At 37.1% G+C, this 20,172-nt stretch carries 21 protein-coding genes and 1 pseudogene; 20 read left to right on the forward strand and 2 right to left on the reverse strand.

Annotation, left to right across the window (positions count from 1 at the left end):
• Window positions 1–25: 25 nt before the first annotated feature.
• The 4 genes from rpsO to JJN12_RS03525 all read left to right on the forward strand — a co-directional run bounded on the left by rpsO (window position 26) and on the right by JJN12_RS03525 (window position 3,334).
• Window positions 26–292, forward strand: coding sequence for a 30S ribosomal protein S15 (gene rpsO, locus JJN12_RS03510; RefSeq protein WP_208428392.1), 267 nt, complete (start codon window positions 26–28; stop codon window positions 290–292).
• A gap of 203 nt (window positions 293–495) precedes the next feature.
• Window positions 496–2,043 (forward strand): Ig-like domain-containing protein, encoded by a 1,548-nt coding sequence (locus JJN12_RS03515; protein WP_208428393.1) that lies wholly within the window; start codon window positions 496–498, stop codon window positions 2,041–2,043.
• Window positions 2,044–2,055: 12 nt separating this feature from the next.
• On the forward strand, window positions 2,056–2,865 hold the full coding sequence (locus JJN12_RS03520; RefSeq protein ID WP_208428394.1) for a putative ABC transporter permease: 810 nt from the start codon (window positions 2,056–2,058) through the stop codon (window positions 2,863–2,865).
• Window positions 2,855–3,334, forward strand: coding sequence for an HD domain-containing protein (locus JJN12_RS03525; RefSeq protein WP_208428395.1), 480 nt, complete (start codon window positions 2,855–2,857; stop codon window positions 3,332–3,334). Before JJN12_RS03520 ends, JJN12_RS03525 begins: the two co-directional genes overlap by 11 nt.
• Before the next feature lie 104 nt (window positions 3,335–3,438).
• Here the strand turns inward: JJN12_RS03525 and JJN12_RS03530 are convergent, their stop codons facing one another.
• Window positions 3,439–4,611, reverse strand: coding sequence for a BTAD domain-containing putative transcriptional regulator (locus JJN12_RS03530; RefSeq protein ID WP_208428396.1), 1,173 nt, complete (start codon window positions 4,609–4,611; stop codon window positions 3,439–3,441).
• Between the two features lie 155 nt (window positions 4,612–4,766).
• Here JJN12_RS03530 and JJN12_RS03535 point away from each other — a divergent pair, with 155 nt between their 5' ends.
• The 5 genes from JJN12_RS03535 (at window position 4,767) to metA (ending at window position 9,641) form a co-directional block, all read left to right on the forward strand.
• Window positions 4,767–5,024, forward strand: coding sequence for a hypothetical protein (locus JJN12_RS03535; RefSeq protein WP_208428397.1), 258 nt, complete (start codon window positions 4,767–4,769; stop codon window positions 5,022–5,024).
• Between the two features lie 91 nt (window positions 5,025–5,115).
• The gene (locus JJN12_RS03540; RefSeq protein WP_208428398.1) at window positions 5,116–6,015 is read left to right on the forward strand and encodes a hypothetical protein; all 900 of its coding nucleotides are present in this window, start codon (window positions 5,116–5,118) and stop codon (window positions 6,013–6,015) included.
• A 26-nt stretch (window positions 6,016–6,041) separates the two neighbouring features.
• Complete coding sequence (locus JJN12_RS03545) at window positions 6,042–6,746, forward strand: pseudouridine synthase (RefSeq protein WP_208428399.1); 705 nt, start codon at window positions 6,042–6,044, stop codon at window positions 6,744–6,746.
• A gap of 8 nt (window positions 6,747–6,754) precedes the next feature.
• Complete coding sequence (ligA, locus tag JJN12_RS03550; RefSeq protein WP_208430309.1) at window positions 6,755–8,740, forward strand: NAD-dependent DNA ligase LigA; 1,986 nt, start codon at window positions 6,755–6,757, stop codon at window positions 8,738–8,740.
• The gene (gene metA, locus JJN12_RS03555; protein WP_208428400.1) at window positions 8,730–9,641 is read left to right on the forward strand and encodes a homoserine O-acetyltransferase MetA; all 912 of its coding nucleotides are present in this window, start codon (window positions 8,730–8,732) and stop codon (window positions 9,639–9,641) included. Before ligA ends, metA begins: the two co-directional genes overlap by 11 nt.
• Before the next feature lie 160 nt (window positions 9,642–9,801).
• Here metA and JJN12_RS03560 read toward each other — a convergent pair whose 3' ends face one another.
• Complete coding sequence (locus tag JJN12_RS03560) at window positions 9,802–10,104, reverse strand: YerC/YecD family TrpR-related protein (protein WP_208428401.1); 303 nt, start codon at window positions 10,102–10,104, stop codon at window positions 9,802–9,804.
• Window positions 10,105–10,539: 435 nt separating this feature from the next.
• Between JJN12_RS03560 and JJN12_RS03565 the strand changes: the two genes are divergently transcribed.
• The 11 genes and pseudogenes from JJN12_RS03565 (at window position 10,540) to JJN12_RS03615 (ending at window position 19,983) form a co-directional block, all read left to right on the forward strand.
• The gene (locus tag JJN12_RS03565; protein WP_208428402.1) at window positions 10,540–11,832 is read left to right on the forward strand and encodes an ATP-binding protein; all 1,293 of its coding nucleotides are present in this window, start codon (window positions 10,540–10,542) and stop codon (window positions 11,830–11,832) included.
• A 111-nt stretch (window positions 11,833–11,943) separates the two neighbouring features.
• Window positions 11,944–12,915 (forward strand): hypothetical protein, encoded by a 972-nt coding sequence (locus tag JJN12_RS03570; protein WP_208428403.1) that lies wholly within the window; start codon window positions 11,944–11,946, stop codon window positions 12,913–12,915.
• Between the two features lie 136 nt (window positions 12,916–13,051).
• Entirely contained in the window at window positions 13,052–14,524 is a 1,473-nt protein-coding gene (locus tag JJN12_RS03575) for a class I SAM-dependent RNA methyltransferase (protein WP_208428404.1), read from the forward strand.
• Between the two features lie 158 nt (window positions 14,525–14,682).
• Window positions 14,683–14,967 carry a CD1845 family protein gene (locus JJN12_RS03580; protein ID WP_009537708.1) on the forward strand — a complete coding sequence of 95 codons (285 nt, stop codon included), beginning with the start codon at window positions 14,683–14,685 and terminating at the stop codon, window positions 14,965–14,967.
• Window positions 14,968–15,054: 87 nt separating this feature from the next.
• On the forward strand, window positions 15,055–15,825 hold the full coding sequence (locus JJN12_RS03585; protein WP_009537707.1) for a replication initiator protein A: 771 nt from the start codon (window positions 15,055–15,057) through the stop codon (window positions 15,823–15,825).
• Window positions 15,822–16,673, forward strand: coding sequence for an ATP-binding protein (locus JJN12_RS03590; protein WP_208428405.1), 852 nt, complete (start codon window positions 15,822–15,824; stop codon window positions 16,671–16,673). The genes JJN12_RS03585 and JJN12_RS03590 overlap by 4 nt, the downstream gene beginning before the upstream one ends.
• Window positions 16,670–17,155 (forward strand): PcfB family protein, encoded by a 486-nt coding sequence (locus tag JJN12_RS03595; RefSeq protein ID WP_117281196.1) that lies wholly within the window; start codon window positions 16,670–16,672, stop codon window positions 17,153–17,155. The genes JJN12_RS03590 and JJN12_RS03595 overlap by 4 nt, the downstream gene beginning before the upstream one ends.
• Window positions 17,152–17,481, forward strand: a pseudogene (locus JJN12_RS03600) (VirD4-like conjugal transfer protein, CD1115 family); the annotation flags it as partial. The gene JJN12_RS03595 and the pseudogene JJN12_RS03600, both read left to right, overlap by 4 nt.
• 60 nt (window positions 17,482–17,541) lie before the next feature.
• Window positions 17,542–19,380: a recombinase family protein gene (locus tag JJN12_RS03605; RefSeq protein WP_208428407.1), complete on the forward strand. Its 1,839-nt coding sequence runs from the start codon at window positions 17,542–17,544 to the stop codon at window positions 19,378–19,380.
• 79 nt (window positions 19,381–19,459) lie between these two features.
• Window positions 19,460–19,666 (forward strand): transposon-encoded TnpW family protein, encoded by a 207-nt coding sequence (locus JJN12_RS14110; RefSeq protein ID WP_236013679.1) that lies wholly within the window; start codon window positions 19,460–19,462, stop codon window positions 19,664–19,666.
• A complete protein-coding gene (locus tag JJN12_RS03615) occupies window positions 19,663–19,983 on the forward strand; it encodes a DUF3847 domain-containing protein (RefSeq protein WP_208428408.1) in 321 nt (106 codons plus the stop codon). Before JJN12_RS14110 ends, JJN12_RS03615 begins: the two co-directional genes overlap by 4 nt.
• Window positions 19,984–20,172: the final 189 nt, after the last annotated feature.

Here is a 20,172-nt window from a genome sequence, read left to right on the forward strand (position 1 = left end):
AGCGAATCAATGAAAGGAGAATAATATGATAACAAAAGAGAAAAAAGCCGAACTTATTAAGGAATATGGCAGAACACCTGGAGATACAGGTTCACCTGAGGTTCAGATAGCTATCCTTACTGAGAGAATCGCAGAGCTTAACGCACATCTTTCTGTTAATGCAAAGGATCATCATTCAAGAAGAGGTCTTCTTAAGATGGTTGGTGCAAGAAGAAGACTTCTTGCTTATTATCAGAAGAAGGACCTTGAGGGATACCGTAAGCTTATCGCTCGTTTAGGACTCAGAAAGTAATAGGATTATTAACACACAACACACAAACACTGAAGGATGTCATTTGGCATCCTTTTTTTGCTTTTTTTAAGATAAAAAACTAAAAATATATATAAAAATGACACAAATACATGTTATACTGTAAAAGCGTCGTAAGCCTTACAAGGATGGGTATTGAAACTTAACTTCGCAACAGATTATAAGCATTATGAAAGGGATATCAGATGCATAAAATGATTAAATTGGCTGTAAAACTATCATTAGCATTTATATTTTTTACAGCTATAAATAGTTATACCGAAGTTTCAGCTATGGCAGCAAATAGAGTAATAAAGGTAAACAATGATGATTCTAAGGAAATACGAATAAAAGAGGATGATTTTATAACTTTTGTTCCTCAGGATAAATACAAAAAAGGGAAAAAGTCGTATTTTTATTATTCACCTGAAAATGGAAAGAACCTTTTTCAGTTTGGCAATGGAAAATACTGGGTTAATAAAAAGGGACTTGCTTCTGTAGCCATATCAGGCATGGATAGGCAGGGAAACCTGTTTTTTATGGCAGAGTATAAGCTTATTATAGAGAAAAAAGTTGTTAAAAAAGTAAATATTGTTTCGGATAAAAAGCCAAGCTCGAGTGTCGGAAACAATGGCGGGCAGGGCAATGCTGACAACAATAATACTAACATCGGTAAAGGCAATAATAATAGTAATAATAACAGTGGGAATAGTACCAATAACAACAGCGGGAATAGCACCAATAGCAACAGTACCATTGTAAATAACACTATTGTGGCAACACCTTCATCAGTACAAAAGACTCTTGCGGACGTTTCCTCAGTAACACTTACACAGAATAGGCTTGTAGCTAAAAGGACTAAAATAGGTGAATTTGACAATGAAGTCACCAGCTTCAAAGTAGATGTCAACAGCAGGGTCGAACTTAGTGAGACTACCAATGCTAACGTGAGTGTTGTCAGTTCAAACCCAAATATGAAGGTTGCAGCCTATCTTGAAAAAAACGTGCTTTCAATAGATGTTTACAATCCGGGAGTTAGTACACTTACAGTAGATATCAATGGTAAAAAGTTCAATTTGGATGTAAATATTATCGATAATGAAATGTCATCTACTTCGATAGTATTGGCTGAGGGAGGCTCCCACCAGCTTAGAATCAGAGGTGAGGGAACTGGGAATACTGTATGGAGTTCAGCAAATCCAGCCATTGCAGAAGTTGATTCTAGTGGAAGGATAGTAGGAAAATCAAAGGGAAATACTTTGGTGACTGCTAAGGTTAACGGCAAGACTTTTGGATGTGTAGTATCTGTGACTTCAGAACTTCGTAAAAATGTGGTAGAATGGGCCAGAGCTTATTCTTTAAGAAGTAAATACAGCCAGTCAAGGAGAATGGAAGAGGGTTATTATGATTGCAGCGCACTTGCGTGGAGGGCGTATAATAAGTTTGGCTTTAACATAATGAGTACCAATTACGCTCCGACTGCAGCAGCAATGGGAAAGTACTATGACCAGAACAAAAAGATAGTAGAAGGCGGACTTTCGGATGCGAATATAAGGAATATGATGTTTGAACCGGGCGACCTTTTCTTTATGGAAGGCTTTGTAAACAATGGAAGATATAGAAATGTATATCATGTTGAAATAATTTCGGGTTACACATTTAATGGCTTTGACAAGAGCGGTAACCCTATTATAGGAATTGAATTTGCCAATAGAAATCAGAGTGATCTAAGAGGCTTTGTAGGTAAACCATAATAGGAGGGATAGATGGCGTTAGGTTTATATTTTATATGTTTTATTATATTTAGTTTTATGGGCTGGATATATGAGAGTATATATTGTACCATACGTACTCATCATTGGGACAATAGGGGGTTCTTATTTGGGCCTATTTGTCCGATATATGGAACAGGGGCAGTAGTTGCCACTCTGGTATTTAATGAGATATTTAAGAATGGCGAAGCAAAGCTGTGGCAGATATTTCTTATAAGTATGTTGGGTAGTGCGGTGATTGAGTTTGTGACTTCTTATGTGCTTGAAAAGCTGTTTCACGCAGTATGGTGGGACTATAGTGAGGTTCCGTTTAACATACAGGGTAGAATCTGCCTCCCTGCATCAATTGGATTTGGAATAGCAGGTATATTTGTGGTAAAATATATATCTCCTGCTGTGTTTGGACTGTTTGTAGATGTTCCTCCGCTTGTGATAGAAGGAATAGCAATGTTATTGATTGCTGTACTTGGTGCGGATTTGGCACTTACCGTATCAGGACTTACAGAGCTTGTTAAGAAAATGGAGGAAATGGGTGCAGAATTTGACCGCAGAATGGAAGCCTCTTATCAGGTGATTGAGGAAAAGAGACAGTTTATTACAGAAAAGTGGGAAGCGTACGAGAAGCTTACATCTGACAAGGTAAAAGAATATACGTCTACGATGAGTAAAGCTCAGCAGCATGCTCTAAGAAGTATGAAACAGTTCAGGTCAAATGGAGCAGCTCAAATAGCAGGCAGAGTCAAGGAAACTATCGGCTTGTTGCCGGTAGTGGGAAATAAAAGGAAGATTAGCGATGAAAAATAATGAAGTCATAAAGGCTGAGGTAACAAGACTCCTTGAAGGGATAAATGAGCACGAGCATGTGCTTAGAATGAGGACCTTTATCCAGCACGGTAAGATAACTACCTATGACCACTGCTTTAGGGTGGCAGCAATGAGTTATAGAATTAACAAGATGTTCAAGCTTAAGTCAGATGAGAAGGCACTGATAAGAGGAGCATTTTTACACGACTACTTTTTATACGATTGGCATAAAAAGAAAGCCAAATTCAAAAATCTAAAGGAATTTTTCAAGCTGCATGGCTTTATGCACCCTAGTTACGCTGCCGCAAATGCAAAGCGTGATTTTGGAATAGGCGAAAAGGAAGAGAATATAATTAGGAGCCACATGTGGCCTCTTACAGTAACAAAGCTTCCTAAGTGTAGGGAGGCTGTTATTGTTTGTATTGCAGATAAGCTGACATCAGCAACCGAGACAATACTTAGATTCTAAAAAAGCCCTTAGATACAGTGGGAGTAAACCTTTAAGGTACCACCGCCATATCTAAGGGCTGATATTTTGATCTAATATAAATACTAAACCGGATAAACACCTGTCTATATCTCTTTAATCTTGTAGGAAAGTGTAACTCTATCTGTTCTATGCCTCTTTTTGTATCTTGCAAGAATTCTGTTCATAACTATATCAGCATTTTCAAAATTCACACAGGATAACATGAGGATGTACTGCGCTCCACTGTATTTGGATACGACATCACCGGTTCTAAGACTTATCTTAAGTATGCCGAGAACCTTTGACATATAGTCATCAAGCTTAGCAAAGTCAAGTGCCTTGGCGCTGTCTGCCTGAAGGGTTAAGAGGCAGAGATAGGTAGAAAGACCTAGACGCTCAAGTCTCCTCTTGGTTAACTGATAAGTTTTTACAAAATAACCATATTCGCAAAAGAATGCTCCTTCATCTGAAGAATTCTCCATGAGCTGCTCTTGGATTATAGCAAGGTCGGTCTCCATAGCCTTTTGCGTATCCATTATCTGGCTGTAAAGTGTTCTAAGCTCGTCTGATGGATTGACACCAAGGCATCTATAAAGCATATTAGTAGCATTATCATAGTGGTCAAGAGCATCCTTGTAGCGGTCACACCTTATATATGCAAGTATAAGCAGGCAGTGAAGCTTTTCATCAAGGTTGTCTATTTCTATAGCTTTATGAATTACCTTTATAATTGCATCAAAATCATTGTTTTCTTCTAATAGCTCACAAAGGCTTTTCACAGCCTCAAGGTACATGCTGTGATACCTTGCACTTATAGGAATGGTCCAAACCTCTCCTGCCAGCTTAGGTATGAAATCCCCCTGATACAGCTTTAGGGCTTCCATATACCTGCTTATCTTTTCTTCTCTCGAGAGTGATGCATTTTCCGCATCCTGAATAAGCCCTTCAAATAACTCACAGTCTAGAACTATCTCGAACTCGGGGTTCCACGAATACGCCCCTCTGCTTGAAAGAATACATCCCTCACCTTCAAGTCCAAGTGGCTTAAGCATTTCCCTAGTACGAAAAAGCTGAGTCTTAAGAGCATTCACAGGGTTATTGTTGTCATCTGACCATAATGAATCAATAAATCTGGACTGAGTAATCGCAGAATTATGATTCATAACAATAAAAGCAAGAAGATTCCACATCTTTTTGGAACGATTAATATCATCTGATACTGTCTTTCCGTTATATTCAATGCTGAATTTCCCTAAAACAGAAATATTCATTGTCATACGGCTACATCCCTCTCTGAAACATTCTATATTTAAGTCCATTATACAGTGTATACTATGGTTTGGCAACCACGAATTTTGCACGAGTTTTATATCTAATTGTAATATAAATATGATATAATTGCAAATGTAATATGATTAGTCTTGGAGGATATATGGATAATATAAAAGTGGTTGTTTCTCCTGTAATAAAGCAGGATGGAAGGCAGAAGATATTTATAAGCTTTATAGATGAAGAGGATAAGAGAGAGGCTGAGGCAATTATACCGGGTTTGGTTTTTATCAAGAACGTAGGATTTTCAGACGAAGAACTTGATGAATTCAGGGAATTTCTTGAAAATGAACAGGGAAATATACTTGAAACAGCTAAGACAATCAACCCTTTAGCTGAGTTTTTTGGAAAAAAGAAGTAGAAACTTAAGCAGTCTTTGTATGATTCCTTGAATTAAATACTCAAAAATAGTATAATGATAGGGTACGATTTTGGCTTAAGTGAGGTTAATTATGCGTTTTAAATATAAAAAGATAATCATAAGTGCCAGCTTTTCGGTTATGCTGCTTGGCATGGTGGTTTTTACCACTAAAAAATCTGTAGCTACAGGCACAGAAAGTGCACATACCGTTGTAAAGGATACTACATCAGTAGTAGATAATGAGTCCTCTCATACAACCGGAAGCAATGGCTTGTCTGGAAGTACTTCAAAGACGGATAGCAGTGTATCAACATCTTCTGCAGCAAATGATAAGGCAAAAGAAACAGATAGCAGTAATAATGCAGCGGGTATCAGCATACTTATGAAAAATGCTTATCCTGAGGTAAATAAGCTGGTAGAGGAGTATCTTGAGGCCAGGCTTAAGGTAGATAAGGCTGAAATATCAAAGCTGGTTGACAATGTAAACTATGCAGGCATAGAAGAACTGCCTAAGATAATGAAAAACTTTGAAAGTATCAAGCTGGATGATTGCTACACTATAGATGGCCCTGAGGAGAATGCAAAGATGGTCTATGCGAAGACTGAAATTAAGATAAAGGGCATAGATACCACGGCTTCCAGTATTGACGGCTTTTATGTAAGAGCTGATGAGGGTGGTGATTATAAGATAATCTTATCACCTTTACCTGATGAAGTTCAAAAAATCATTGATGCTGATATCAAAAGAGATGATGTGAGTGCACTGCTTTCAGATGTAAACACCCAGTTTGCACGCGAAATTAAAAGTGATAATAAGCTTGCTGACTTCTTTTCTAAGCTACAGAATAGAGAAGCAGGAAGTAATGAAGAGATAAAAGTATCAGACGGTAAGGATGATGCAAAGAGTACCAAGCAGAAGAAAGAAAAGTCAGGTAAAAAGTCAGAAAGCAGCAAAAAGAACACAAAAAGTAAGAAGAGTAAAAAGAAGTAATTATGGTTCGGATAGCATAGGTGATTATGGAATCAATTAGGATAAATAAATATTTAAGTGAAGCTGGTGTTTGCTCCAGAAGAGAGGCAGACAAGCTAATCAAAGAGGGCAGGGTGTCGATAAATGGAAGCCATGCCCTCTTAGGCTCTGTAGTAAGCGAAGGTGATGAAGTTCAGGTAGATGAGAACATAATCGTGAGAAGTGCAAAAAAAGTCCTTATAGCTTTCAATAAGCCAAGAGGTATAGTCTGCACTACAAAGGATCCAAAATCAAAGGATGTAAATATAGTAGAATACATCAACCATCCTGAGCGGATTTTCCCTGTGGGTAGGCTTGATAAGGACTCAGAAGGACTCATTCTTCTTAGCAATGACGGAGATCTTTCTAACAGGATAATGAAGGCGAGAAACTACCACGAAAAGGAATACGAAGTAGAAGTAGATAAGCCATTTGACGATGAATTTCTTAAAAAAATGTCAGAAGGAGTACCTATTCTTGACACTATAACCAGAAAATGTAAGCTAAGGCGTACAGGTAAGACGTCATTTAATATCATTCTTACACAGGGCCTTAACAGGCAGATAAGAAGGATGTGCGAGTATTTTGACTACAGGGTAGTGAAACTAAAAAGAATAAGGATAATGAATATAAAGCTTGGCAATTTAAAGCCCGGTACATACAGAAATGTTACCGAAGAAGAATATAATGAGCTTGTAAAGGAATTGAGGTAGATATGGATATAAATGCTAAAAAGCAGAGGATGAAAGAGCTGATAGAAATACTTGATAAGGCAGCAAAGGCTTATTATGCTGACAGTGCAGAGATTATGAGCAATGCCGAGTATGATGAGCTCTATGACGAACTTGAGAATCTTGAAAAAGAAACGGGCATAGTGCTCGCAGGAAGCCTTACAAAAAAGGTGGGTTATGAGGTACTTAGCTCCCTTCCAAAGAAAGCTCATAAGGAGCCAAGGCTTTCTCTTGCCAAAACTAAGGAAGTGGCTGAACTGGAATCTTTTTTAGGTGATAAAGAGGGGATACTTATGTGGAAGTTAGACGGGTTAACCATAGTTCTAACCTATGAAAATGGTGAGCTTGTCGAGGCTCTAACAAGAGGTAACGGAGAAATAGGAGAGGTTGTTACCGAAAATGCAAGGTTTTTTGAAAATATCCCTCTCGTAATCCCATATAAAGGGAGCCTCATGGTGCGTGGAGAGGCTATAATCAAGTATTCGGACTTTAATAGGATAAATGATGAAATCACTGATGTAGCTGAAAAATATAAGAATCCAAGAAATCTCTGCAGTGGCTCAGTTAGGCAGTTATCTACAGAGGTTACTGCAAGTAGAAATATAAATTTCATTGTATACGAAGACTTAGAGGGCGGAGAGAAGTTTAAGACAAGGGTGGAAGAGCTTAATTACCTTGAAAGTCTTGGTTTTACTGTAGTTGACCATCCTCTTGTAACCAGAGACAGCATCGAAGCAGAGGTAAGGACTTATGAAAAGAGAATAAAAAGCTATGATATCCCATCTGACGGCCTGGTTCTGCAGTTTAACGATATAGCATACGGCAACAGTCTTGGAAAAACTGCAAAGTTTCCCAGACATTCCATAGCATTTAAGTGGAAGGATGAGACTGCTGAAACCATTCTTCGTGAGATAGAGTGGTCTGCATCTAGAACAGGCCTCATCAATCCTGTAGCCATCTTTGACCCTGTTGAGCTTGAAGGCACCACAGTTACGAGGGCCAGCGTACACAATGTAAGTATAATGAGAGGGCTAAAGCTTGGCGTGGGAGACAAGATTAAGGTATATAAAGCCAATATGATAATTCCACAGATATTAGAAAACCTAACTGGAAGTGATGCTGAAGAGGTACCTGAGTTCTGCCCTGTATGTGGAGGAAAGACTGAGCTTAAGGATGAGGAAGGAGTACAGACGCTCTACTGTACCAATCCTGACTGTATGGCGAAGAAGATAAAGCTCCTTACACATTTTGTAAGCAGGGATGCTATGAATATAGCAGGACTTTCTGAGATGACCTTGGAGAAGTTTGTAGGAGAAAATATGATACATGAGCTAAGTGATGTATTTAAGCTTAGTGGTCATAGAGAAAAGATAGTTTCATTAGAGGGATTTGGCGAGAAATCTTACAACAACCTCATAGAGAGTATAGACAAGGCAAGAGAAACTACTGCGGTAAGAGTGCTTTACAGCCTTGGAATAGCCAATATAGGACTTGCCACAGCTAAGCTAATATGCAGATTCTTTGATAATGATATAGAGAGGATAACAAAGGCAAAGCCTGATGAGCTTACTCAGATAGACGGAGTTGGTGAGGTTATGGCAGGAGTATTTGCAGATTATTTTAATAAGGATGAGAACCTTAGGACTTTGGAACATCTTCTCCTAGAGGTGCATATTGAAAATGCCGAAGCAAATGCGAATGATGAGGGCAGCAGTGAAGGCAGTAATACGATTTCGGGACTTACCTTTGTAGTTACAGGTGATGTGGAGAAGTTCAAGAACCGTAGAGAGCTGTCTGACTTTATTGAGAGTAAGGGCGGAAAGGTAACTGGCTCGGTTACCGGTAAGACTGATTATCTTATAAATAATGACCTTACATCTAACTCAGGTAAGAACAAAAAGGCAAAGGAACTTGGAATCAAGATTATAAGCGAGAACGAGTTTTTGGAGCTTGTAGGAGGTAGTAATGCCGATTAAGGTAAAAAATAATTTTCCGGCAAAGAAGATACTGGAAGATGAAAATATATTTATAATGGATGAAAACAGGGCTATGTCTCAGGATATCCGCCCGCTCAAAATCCTTATACTAAATCTGATGCCTCTTAAGGAGGATACGGAAGTTCAGCTGATGAGGGCTCTTTCCAATACTCCTCTTCAGGTAAATGTTACATTTTTAACAACTGAAAGCTATGTAGGGAAAAATACCCCAACAAGCCATTTGGACGAGTTTTATGTGACATTTTCAGAGATTGAGAATAAAAAATATGACGGTCTAATAATTACAGGGGCTCCGGTTGAAACCTTAGCCTATGAGGAGGTTGCCTACTGGAAAGAAATCTGTGAGATTATGGACTGGGCAAAGACTCATGTGACCTCAACTCTTCATCTGTGTTGGGCTGCAATGGCAGGAATGTACCATTATTATGGAGCTGATAAGTACCAGTTTGAGGACAAGCTTTTTGGTATATATCCACACAAGGTTTATAACAGGAAAGAGCCTCTAATAAGAGGGTTTGACGATTATTTTTACGCTCCACACTCAAGGCATACAGGGGTTAAGAGAGAGGACATAGTAAAGAATGATGACCTTGTGATACTTGCAGAGTCAGAAGAAGCAGGGGTATTTCTCTTTATGACGAAGGACGGAAAACGCATCTTTGTAATGGGGCATCCTGAGTATGACAGAATGACACTTGATGCGGAATACAAGAGGGATAAGTCTAAGGGGCTTCCTATCGAGCTTCCTAAGAATTATTATCCTGAAGACAATCCTGCAAAGAAGCCGGTTCTGTCATGGAGGGCACACGCCAATACGCTTTATACTAACTGGGTGAACTATTATATCTACCAGAACACACCTTATGATTTGACGAAATAAAAGATGTGGATGATTTATTGAAATGTGCTAGAAAGCAGAATATATAATGAAAAAGCCGGTGACAAGAAAATGCAGATGTTGGGTATAGTTTAAGTATAACTTAATGTACATATGCATTTTTCTTGGTTTGCCGGCTTTTCGTTTGAAGACACTAGCGAGATTATTCCTTTACAGTTTCAGCCTCTATCCTCTCCATAGCAATATTGTAGCCGTCATTACCATACTCAAGTGAACGGTTAACACGGCTTATGGTTGCGGTGGAAGCTCCTGTCACCTCTGATATTTCTATATATGTCTTTCCCTCAGTAAGCATCTTAGCAACCATAAGTCTCTGAGATATGGTAAAGAGCTCATTTATGGTGCAGACATCTTCAAAAAAATTATAACATTCTTCCCTGCTTTTAAGTGTGAGGACTGCATCAAAGAAGTAGTCCATAGCAGGAGTTCTTAGTTTATCCTTCATCTCTTTTCTCCAAAAGTCATAATGATATCATAAAAGCTTCTAATAAATATCATAAATACAAGCTTAGGTTTACATTACTTGGTTTAACCATGATACAAGGTAATTTTAGCACTTTACAAGGGCAAAGTAAAGAGTAATAAATTCACCCTGATATTTAACGAATTTAATTCTTATGGCATAATGAAGGCTGTATAGGACGTTGCTTTGATGTCAATATGTATATGTAAGTAATGAAAATGTGTGAGAGTTAATGGGAGTGAGGTAATGGAGAAAAAAGAGATATCAAAGATCAAAACTATAAGATGGAATAAAAAACATATTATGCCACGAAAATTATTCCTTATGATTGCGATTACTCTTTAACTGTGATAAAATATATACAAATAAAAAACGTGGCAAAATATATAAATTATTCGTAGAAAAGAGGTGTGGGATATGATTATAGAAAGAAAGCAATATTTAGATGAACTAATTAAGAAAAAGGATAACGGAAGAATTAAAATCATCACAGGTATCAGAAGGTGTGGTAAGTCATATTTGTTGTTTGAACTATACAAGAATTATTTATTGAAAAATTGTATAGCTGAAAACCAAATTATTGAAATGGCTCTCGATGATATCGAAAATAGTGGGTATAGAGATCCGTTTAAGCTCAATGAATATATAAAAAATAAGATAACTAGTGATAAAAGATATTATATTTTTATTGACGAGATACAATTTTCAAGGTCGGTAAAAAATCCATATATTGATGATGATGATGAAAAGATTACTTTTGTTGATGCATTACTTTCACTTATGAAACGAAAAAATCTTGATATATATGTTACCGGAAGTAATTCAAAAATGCTTTCTAAAGATATTTTGACACAATTTAGAGATAGGGGAGATGAAATACATGTTTATCCTTTATCGTTTGCTGAGATGAGTAGCTGTTACGAGGATAAAGATAAAGCATGGGAAGATTATGTACTTTGCGGTGGAATGCCATTTGTACTAGAAATGGACACCTTTGAAGAAAAGAGCAGATATTTGAAAGGATTATTTGAGGAAACATATATTAAGGATATCATAGATCGAAAGCAGATAAAAAATAGTGAGGAAGTATTAGAAGTTTTACTAGATTTTGTATCATCAGCAGTAGGCTCACTTACAAATCCACTTAAGCTATCTAATAGATATGCTTCGGAAAAAAAGATAAATATATCAAATAATACTATTTCAAAGTATTTAACATATTTTGAAGAAGCCTATGTTTTGTATGCTGCTAAAAGATACGATATTAAAGGTTCAAAATACTTTTCTACACCACTTAAATACTATTTTGCTGATATTGGTCTTAGAAATGCAAGATTGAATTTTAGACAAGTTGAAGAAACGCATATTATGGAAAATATCATTTACAATGACTTGTTAAGAAGAGGATTTAATGTTGATGTGGGTGTTGTGGAATATTTTCCAAATGTGGAGGGAAAAACAACAAGAGTACAATTAGAGGTTGATTTTATTATTAACAGAGGAAATCTCAGATATTATATTCAATCAGCTTTTGCTATAAACAGTGAGGAGAAGAAAGAACAGGAAAGAAACTCTCTAAAACGAATTGACGATTCTTTTAAGAAAATTATTATTGTCAGAGATAATATAGTGCCAAGATACGATGAGTATGGAATTTTCTACGTTGGAATCAGAGACTTTTTGCTAATGGACGATTTTCTTGAAGCATAATTGAATGAATTTTATTCTTATGGCATAATGGAGGCTGTATAGGACGTTGCTTTGATGCCAACATATATATGTAAGTAATGAAAATGTGTGAGAGTTAATGGGAGTGAGGTAATGGAGAAACTAAAACTAAATCTTATAGAAAAATGGGATACAAACGGTGAATATACCTTTGTCCATAGTTGTGGAATATTAAGCGATGGAAGGGCATTGGTACTTACATCTGAGGCTGAAAACTATCGTAAATACAGTGTTCTTGAGCTTTCATCACAGGGTATTAGAAAGGTTGCTGCCTTTGATTATACAGATAGCAGGAGAAATTATCCTGTGTTTTTTAAGTACGGAGAAGGATTTGGCATAATAAAGCCTGAGAATGAGCTTTTGTACTACACCGTAGATTTCTCTTCTCCTTTGGTCATACCAATTAAAAATGGCTCCTTATTTTCAGGAAAGGTTGTGCCTGAAAAGGCAGAGCAGAGGTATTTTCAGGTCGTATCTGACAGCACTCTCATACCGGTTTGCTTTGAGAATAAGGTATATTATGATTTATCAAGATGTTTTGCTTTGTTAGATATTGATTTTAAGGCAAAGTCAGCCAAGTGGAAGAGCTTTTTGGAAATTGATAAACAGGGATTTACCAATCATGATGAAAGTAATGAAGAAATGCCTAAAATCGACTCCTTGAAAATACTTAATAATGAAATCTATGCCTTTACTTCAGGAGAAAGCACAACATCTGTCAATAAATGGGGCTTAGACTACTATGCAATTGCTAAGATATCAGACAAGGGAAAGGTAATCAAAAAGTATATTGAATCTGACAACTTGAAAAGGTCAGAGAAAAAAGGCGGTGTAAACGGTGTATTTACAGACTCTGACTATGTGATATTGACGCCATTATTTAAGAGCGATGAGTGGAAAGGGAAACAAAGAGTATTTTCCCTAAGTAATGGAGAATACTTTGACATAGGTTTTCCAAAAGGGATGTCAAAGCATAAACTGCATAATATTAACGGCAGTCTCTGTCTGACTTCTCTGTATGATAGAGGGTTACAGGAGATTGCACTGTGTAAATTTGAAGGCTAAAATTTTGTAAAATGATTGAGTTACTGACAGATAATTTTGCAGTCTCCCTGAGAATTGAAGCTGTAGGGGAACGCATTAATGGGTGCCAAATACTTTTGACACCAATATTATTTTGATTAGATAAGAGGAAAAAGAATTGAAAAAAGGTGAGATTAACGAGGGTATAGTAAGTTATGTGGATTTTCCTGACAAGGGAATTATATTTCTTTCAGATGATGAGAGAAAGGTTGTACTTAAGGGCGGAATCGAAGGACAGAAGGTTAGATACAGGGTTGGGAGAAGAAGAAATGACAGGTACGAGGCCCGTATAGAAGAAGTTTTAGAAAAAGCACCTACAGAGACCAGGGAGCCTGCCTGTAAGAACTATGGACTTTGCGGAGGCTGTTCATATCATACCCTGCCTTATGAGGAGCAGCTTAAACTAAAGAGCTCTCAGGTAAAGAAGATGCTTGACAGGGTAATTAGCAGCGAATATGAGTATGAGGAAATTCTTGGAAGCCCTACAGAGTGGGAAACCAGAAATAAGATGGAGTATGCCTTTGGGGACAGCTATAAGGGAGGGCCAATGTCACTTGGTCTTCACAAGCGTGGGCATTTTCACGATATTTTATTCACAGATGACTGCAAGATAGTAAATGATGATTTTAATAGAATATTAAGATGTGTATTCGAGCATTTTAATGAAGCAGAAATCTCATTTTACAATAAGGCAATGCACAGAGGGTATCTCAGGCATTTGCTTGTAAGAAGGGCATCTAAGACAGGAGAGATTCTGGTAGCACTTGAAACTTCTTCTGACTTTATAACAAAGGCAGAAAAGACAGCCATGGAAATGGACAGCCTAAAGGAATTCCTAGCTTCTCCTAATGCAGTGTATGAAAAGGGAGAACAGAGCGAAGAAGAGAAGGATATCCTAGCAGAGATGGTGGAGAAGCTTAAAAAAGTCAGCTTAGAAGGAGAAATAACTGGAATCATCCATCTTGTAAATGATGAAGTTTCAGATGATGTGAAGGCAGAGAGACAGGAAATTCTCTTCGGCAGGGACTATATAAATGAGGAGCTTCTGGGTCTTAAGTTTAAGATAACTACATTTTCATTTTTCCAGACCAATTCTCTCGGCGCAGAGGTGCTCTACAGCAAGGTAAGGGAGTATGTAGGTAACAATGAGGGAAATGTGGTATATGACCTCTATAGCGGAACCGGTACCATAGGACAGATAATTTCTCCTGTGGCAAAGAAGGTAATAGGTATAGAAATAGTGGAAGAGGCTGTAACCTCAGCCAATGAAAACGCCAAGTTAAACGGACTTACTAATACGGAGTTTTTGGCAGGCGATGTATTTAAGGTGCTTGATGAAGTGAAGGAAAAGCCTGACTTTATCATCCTTGACCCTCCTAGAGATGGCGTATCTCCTAAGGCGCTTAAGAGGGTATTATCTTACGGAGTTAGAGATATAGTTTACATAGCCTGCAAGCCAACCAGCCTTGTAAGGGACATCCCTGAGTTTGAGAAGGCAGGGTATAGGGTGAAGAAGGTCTGTCTATGTGATATGTTCCCGGAAACTTTGCATGTGGAGTGCATAGCGTTGATACAAAGAGCGAAATCGTGAAAATCCTGCATTTTAAGCAGTTTTACAAGCATTATGTATTTGTAGAAGATGGCGAAGGTGGACGAAAAAAAGTCCTAAAAAATTATATAGATGTGAATGTTTGCATTGATATGGTGTGTGGAGATACAAAGTATGCTTTAGAAAGTGAGGACTACTAAATGATGAGATGGATAATAAAAATAATCTTGTTTCCAATTAGCTTGGTGTTGAGTATCCTTACAGCATTTCTGACATTCCTACTTGGTATCGGAACAGCCCTACTATACTTGCTGATGATGTTTTGCATATTTGGAGCAATTGCATCTTTTATGCAAAAAGAAGTTGCCATCGGAATAGAAGCATTGGTATTAGGATTTTTGTTAAGTCCTTATGGAATACCGATGGTCGGAGCAGCTGTTATAGCGTTCCTTCAGGAAATCAACGAAGCAATAAAATCAATCTAAAAAAATTCATACAAATGGTTACCAAAGGCGATAGATAAAAAACTATCGTCTTTTTCTTTGCCAATTTTTAAGGAGGGAGGTGAAGCGATGGACTTTGACTATTTCTATAACAGAGAAGCAGAAAGATTTAACTTTCTAAAAGTACCTGAAATATTGGTAGACGGAGAAGAATTTAAGGGATTGTCTGCTGAAGCAATTATCCTTTATTCCATGCTTTTGAAACGAACAGGAATGTCATTTAAGAATAACTGGATAGACAAGGAAGGCAGAGTATTTATCTATTTCACAGTCGAGGAAATTATGAAAAGAAGAAATATCTCAAAGCCTACTGCCATAAAAACATTAGATGAGTTAGACAGCAAAAAAGGGATAGGGCTGATTGAAAGAGTAAGACTTGGACTTGGTAAGCCGAACATCATTTATGTCAAAGACTTTATGAGCATAATAGCGGTAAAAGAAAATGACCTCTTGAAGTCAAAAAACTTAACTTCAGAAGTAAAAGATTTTAACCTCAGAAGTAAAGAAAATGAACTTCAGGAAGTTCAAAATGTTGACTCTAACTATATAGAGAATAATAAGAGTAAGTATAGTAAGAGAGAATATAGTTTTGGGGAAAACGGACTTGGAACATTTCAAAATGTCTTTTTAAAGGATGGAGATATAGGAGAATTACAAATAAAAATGGCAGGAGAGCTTGATAACTACATTGAGAGGTTATCAACCTATCTTCAAAGTACCGGAAAGACATATAAAGACCATAAAGCAACAATTCTTTCTTGGTTTTATAAAGATCAGGGAAGTAAGAAAATATCCAATATCCCTACATGGGAGGAATATAACAAAGGAGAGCATCTATGAATAAGGAATTAGAAAAAGTGATGATAGAAGATGTTGAATATAGTTTTGATCCTGAAAAAGAATACATCAAAGACGGACACGCCTACTGTAAAGTGTGCCATGAAAGAAAAGACGGGAAAGGATTAGAGTTTTTCGGAAAGCAGATGATATTTAAGACTGCTTGTAAATGCGATAGAGATAGAGAAGCAAAAGAAAAAGAAAGACAGAAGCAACTTGAAATCGAGAGATTAAAAAGTAGCTGCTTCACATCCATTATTCAGTGGGCATATACCTTTGAAAACTATCAGGGGAAAGAAAATCAGAGCCTTATCATCGCAAAGAATTTTGTAAAAGATTATGAATTGATGAAAAAGGAAAATATCGGACTTCTGTTCTATGGAACAGTTGGAAGCGGAAAGACCTATCTTGCCTGCTCCATTGCCAATGCACTGATTGAACAGTATCAGATAAGCGTTAAGATTAGAAACTTTTCACAGATAATCAACGAACTGCAAAAAGGAGGATTTGACCTTGATAAAAACGCATATATTGAATCCCTTGTAAATACTTCCGTTCTTATCTTGGATGACTTAGGAATAGAAAGAGATACAAGCTATGCCAAAGAGCAAGTATATAACATCGTGAATAACAGGTACTTAAAACAGAAACCGACTATCTTCACTACTAACCTTTCCTACGACACAATCCAAAATTGTAAGGATAGCGTAGAGTATCAAAGAATCTACTCAAGAATCATAGAGATGTGTATTCCTGTTATGGTTGTAGGAGAAGATTTTAGAAAGGTTATTCAAAAGGACAAACTGAATCGGAATAAGGACAGACTGCTGAATGGAGGTGAGAGAAGTTGATCAATGAAGAAATAGCAAGAAAAACACTGAATATGGAAGTTAGAGCTGCTAAAGTAACAGGAAAGCTAATTCTGAACTTGTTAAAGAAATTGATGAAAGAAGCAGAAAAACTTGGAGGACTTGAAAAGCTGGTTAATACTAACGGAAATGAAGTAAAGCTAAAAGATATGGTTAAAAAGGGGCAGCTTGAAGAAATTCCAGTTGAAGAAGCAGAACTTAAGGAACTCAAAAAGGAACTTAATCGGTATGGGGTAAAGTTTTCAGTCATGAAAGATAAGGAAAGTGGGAAATACTCAGTATTCTTTCAAGCTAAAGATATGAAGGTTATGGACAAAGCATTTAAGCATGCCCTTTCAGAATCAGAAAAGAAAACGGAAAGGAAGGAGTTCATTCATAAGAATATTGAGAAGTTTAAGGAGATGGCTAAAAACTCTGTTTCTAAAGATAAAATCAAGAATAAACAAAAGGAGCAGAGCCTATGATAGATAAAATATTAAAGGACATCAAAGGCTTATTTAAGGTGCAAGATAAGGTAAAGTTTGCAAAGCAAAACATTCCCTATCTTGCATTTTTCTATATTGGGAATATTTTCTCCTATCATGTGAGAAGCTATACCGGCGGAGATGTAATAGACAGGATATTTCAAGGAATACTTGAGCTTAATACGATGAGTTTTATCCCAAGCATACATCTTATTGATATACTGGTAGGAGTTGGAGTAGCAGCCTTAATTAAATTTATTGTCTATACCAAAGGTAAAAACGCCAAGAAGTTTAGACAAGGAAAAGAGTACGGCTCGGCAAGATGGGTTGCATAATATTAACTGAACAGGAGTGATATATAGACACGAGAAAAGGAGGATAATGCCATGATAGAATACACAAACAAAATCACAGCACTATACTCCCGCCTTTCAGTTGGTGATGAAGATAGAGATGGTGGCGAGAGTAATAGTATTGTCAATCAAAAAGCATTTTTAGAAAGGTATGCAAGAGATAAAAAGCTGATAAACATTCGCCATTATATCGACGATGATGAAAGCGGTAGGTTCTTTGACCGTTCAGCTTATACACAGATGATAAGCGATGTAGAGCAAGGCAAAATCGGAATTGTCATTATGAAAGATATGACAAGGTGGGGACGAGATTATCTCCAAGTGGGAAACGCTATGGAGATATTTAGAAGAAACAATGTACGCTTTATTGCCATCAACAACGGTATAGACAGCCAAGACCAAAACACATTGGAATTTGCCCCATTTATCAATATCATGTCAGAGTGGTACGCAAGGGACATCAGCAAGAAAGTTAAAACGGGAATTAAGACCAAAGGAGCAAGTGGGAAGCCCGTCGCAACAGAAGCCCCCTACGGCTATATAAAAGACCCTAACAACAAAGATTTTTGGATAGTCGATAAAGAAGCTGCCGAAGTCGTAAAACTCATTTTTACGCTCTTTATGGAGGGGAAAAACCGCAATCAGATAGCCGTTTATCTTAAAACAAATGAGATACTAACCCCAACCTTTTATATGAAACAGCAAGACAGAGGAACGGCGAAAAGCAGAAAGCTGAATGAAGAAAACCGCTATAACTGGAATAAAGCAACCCTAACACACATACTGAAAAGGCAGGAGTATTGTGGCGATGTAGTCAACTTCAAGACCGAAAAACATTACAGAGATAAAAGAAACCATTATGTAGATAAAGAGAAGTGGCAGATAATAGAAAATGTGCATGAGCCAATCATAGACCGAAGTACCTATGAAAATGTACAAAGGATATTAAAAAACGCACCTGTAAAAAGACCAAACGGAGATGGAGAAATTCACGCACTTTCCGGACTGATGTATTGCAAAGATTGCGGTACAAAAATGCACATTCGTACCATACACAAAAACGGAAAAGTACAGCATGTAACCTATTGCAGTGAATACGCCAAAGGAAAAGCCAAACACCCTAAATGTAATTCTCCTCACCGTATTGATGTCGATGATGTGATGGAAAATCTAACAGAGGTTTTGCGAAAGATAGCACAGTATTCATTGGCAAATAAAGAAGAATTTGAAGCGCTGGTAAAAAGTAGTCTTGCTAAAGAGCAGACAGAAGAAATCAAGAAACAGCAAAAGCGTATCCCTCAAATCACAGACAGAATGGAACAGATAGAAAGAGTTATGAATAAGCTGTATGAGGACAATGCACTGGGAAATATCGAGGTAAAACGCTATGAATTACTATCAAGGAAGTATGCAGAAGAATATTACACTTTGAAAGCGGAACAGGAAGAAATAGAGGAACGCTTATCTGAATTTGAAAACGCTAATCAAAGAGCAAAGAACTTTATCAAGCTTGCAGAAAGCTACTCAGATTTTGAAGAACTTACCCCTACCGCCATCAATGAATTTATCAGTAAAATTGTAGTGCATGAGCGAGATGTCAAAAGAGCAAAATATGCCGTTCAGAGAATAGAAGTGTATTTCAACTATATCGGAAAATTTGAAAATGAACTCACAAAAGAAATAGAGCCGACAGAACAGGAAATGATACAGATGAGAGAAGAAATCGAAGAAGCCAAGAAAGAAAAATCAAGAGCATATCACAGGGCATATTCCAAAGAATACCGAGCTAAAAATCTTGAAAAGTTTAGAGAGTACGAACGGATAAAAGCACGAGAATATAGAGCAAGAAAGAAGCTACAAGCAACAACCTAAAATCAAATATCAATCAATACGAAAAGAGGTTTCCTAAATCACAGGAAATCTTTTTTTGTGCAAGTAAAAGGAGGATTGAATGACAGAAAAACAAGAAGTACAGAACGATGAAATACAGACAGTAAAAGAACAGACCATATCCCAAAAACCTAACAATATCATGATAAAAAAGATTAGAGGAAAAACTTTTGTAACAGAGATATATTTTGACTCAAACAGTAAGGATACATTTCAAGATAAGCTGTTAAAGGTAGTGAGATCGGAACGGAAAGGACAGGGAAAATGAAAAATATAGATGAAAAAATCTTAATGGCAGAAGAAGAAATTAAGCAGTTACAAAACAAAAGAAAAAAGCTCATCAGTCAACAGAAACAGGAAGAGAGAAAGAAAAGAGATAGGCGGCTTTATGAAAAAGGAGCAGTCTTTGAAAGTATCTTTACCGAAAGTAAGAGTTTTACCAAAGACGAATTTTATCAGCTAATCACATTCCCAAACATCAAAGAAGAAGTCAATCAAAAAATCTTAAAAATCATAGAAAAAAGAGAACAAAACGAAAGCAAAATTACAGAAACACAAGAGGAAGTAACGGAAACAGAGGAATAGTCCCTTGTTTACAAGGGCGCACATATACACCTTAAAAGGTGCGTGCGTTCTCCGAAGGCTCTTAGCAGAGGGCATATCAGCTAACGCTGATACAGGGGAGCTACACTCCCCTACGGAAATAAATTTCCTACCCCTTGTGTACTTCCCAAAAGAAATCGGATAAAAAGCTATTCGATTTTTTTAGGAAGT

The organism is Catonella massiliensis (genome assembly GCF_016651435.1).
In the GTDB taxonomy this organism is placed as follows: Bacteria; Bacillota; Clostridia; order Lachnospirales; family Lachnospiraceae; genus Catonella; species Catonella massiliensis.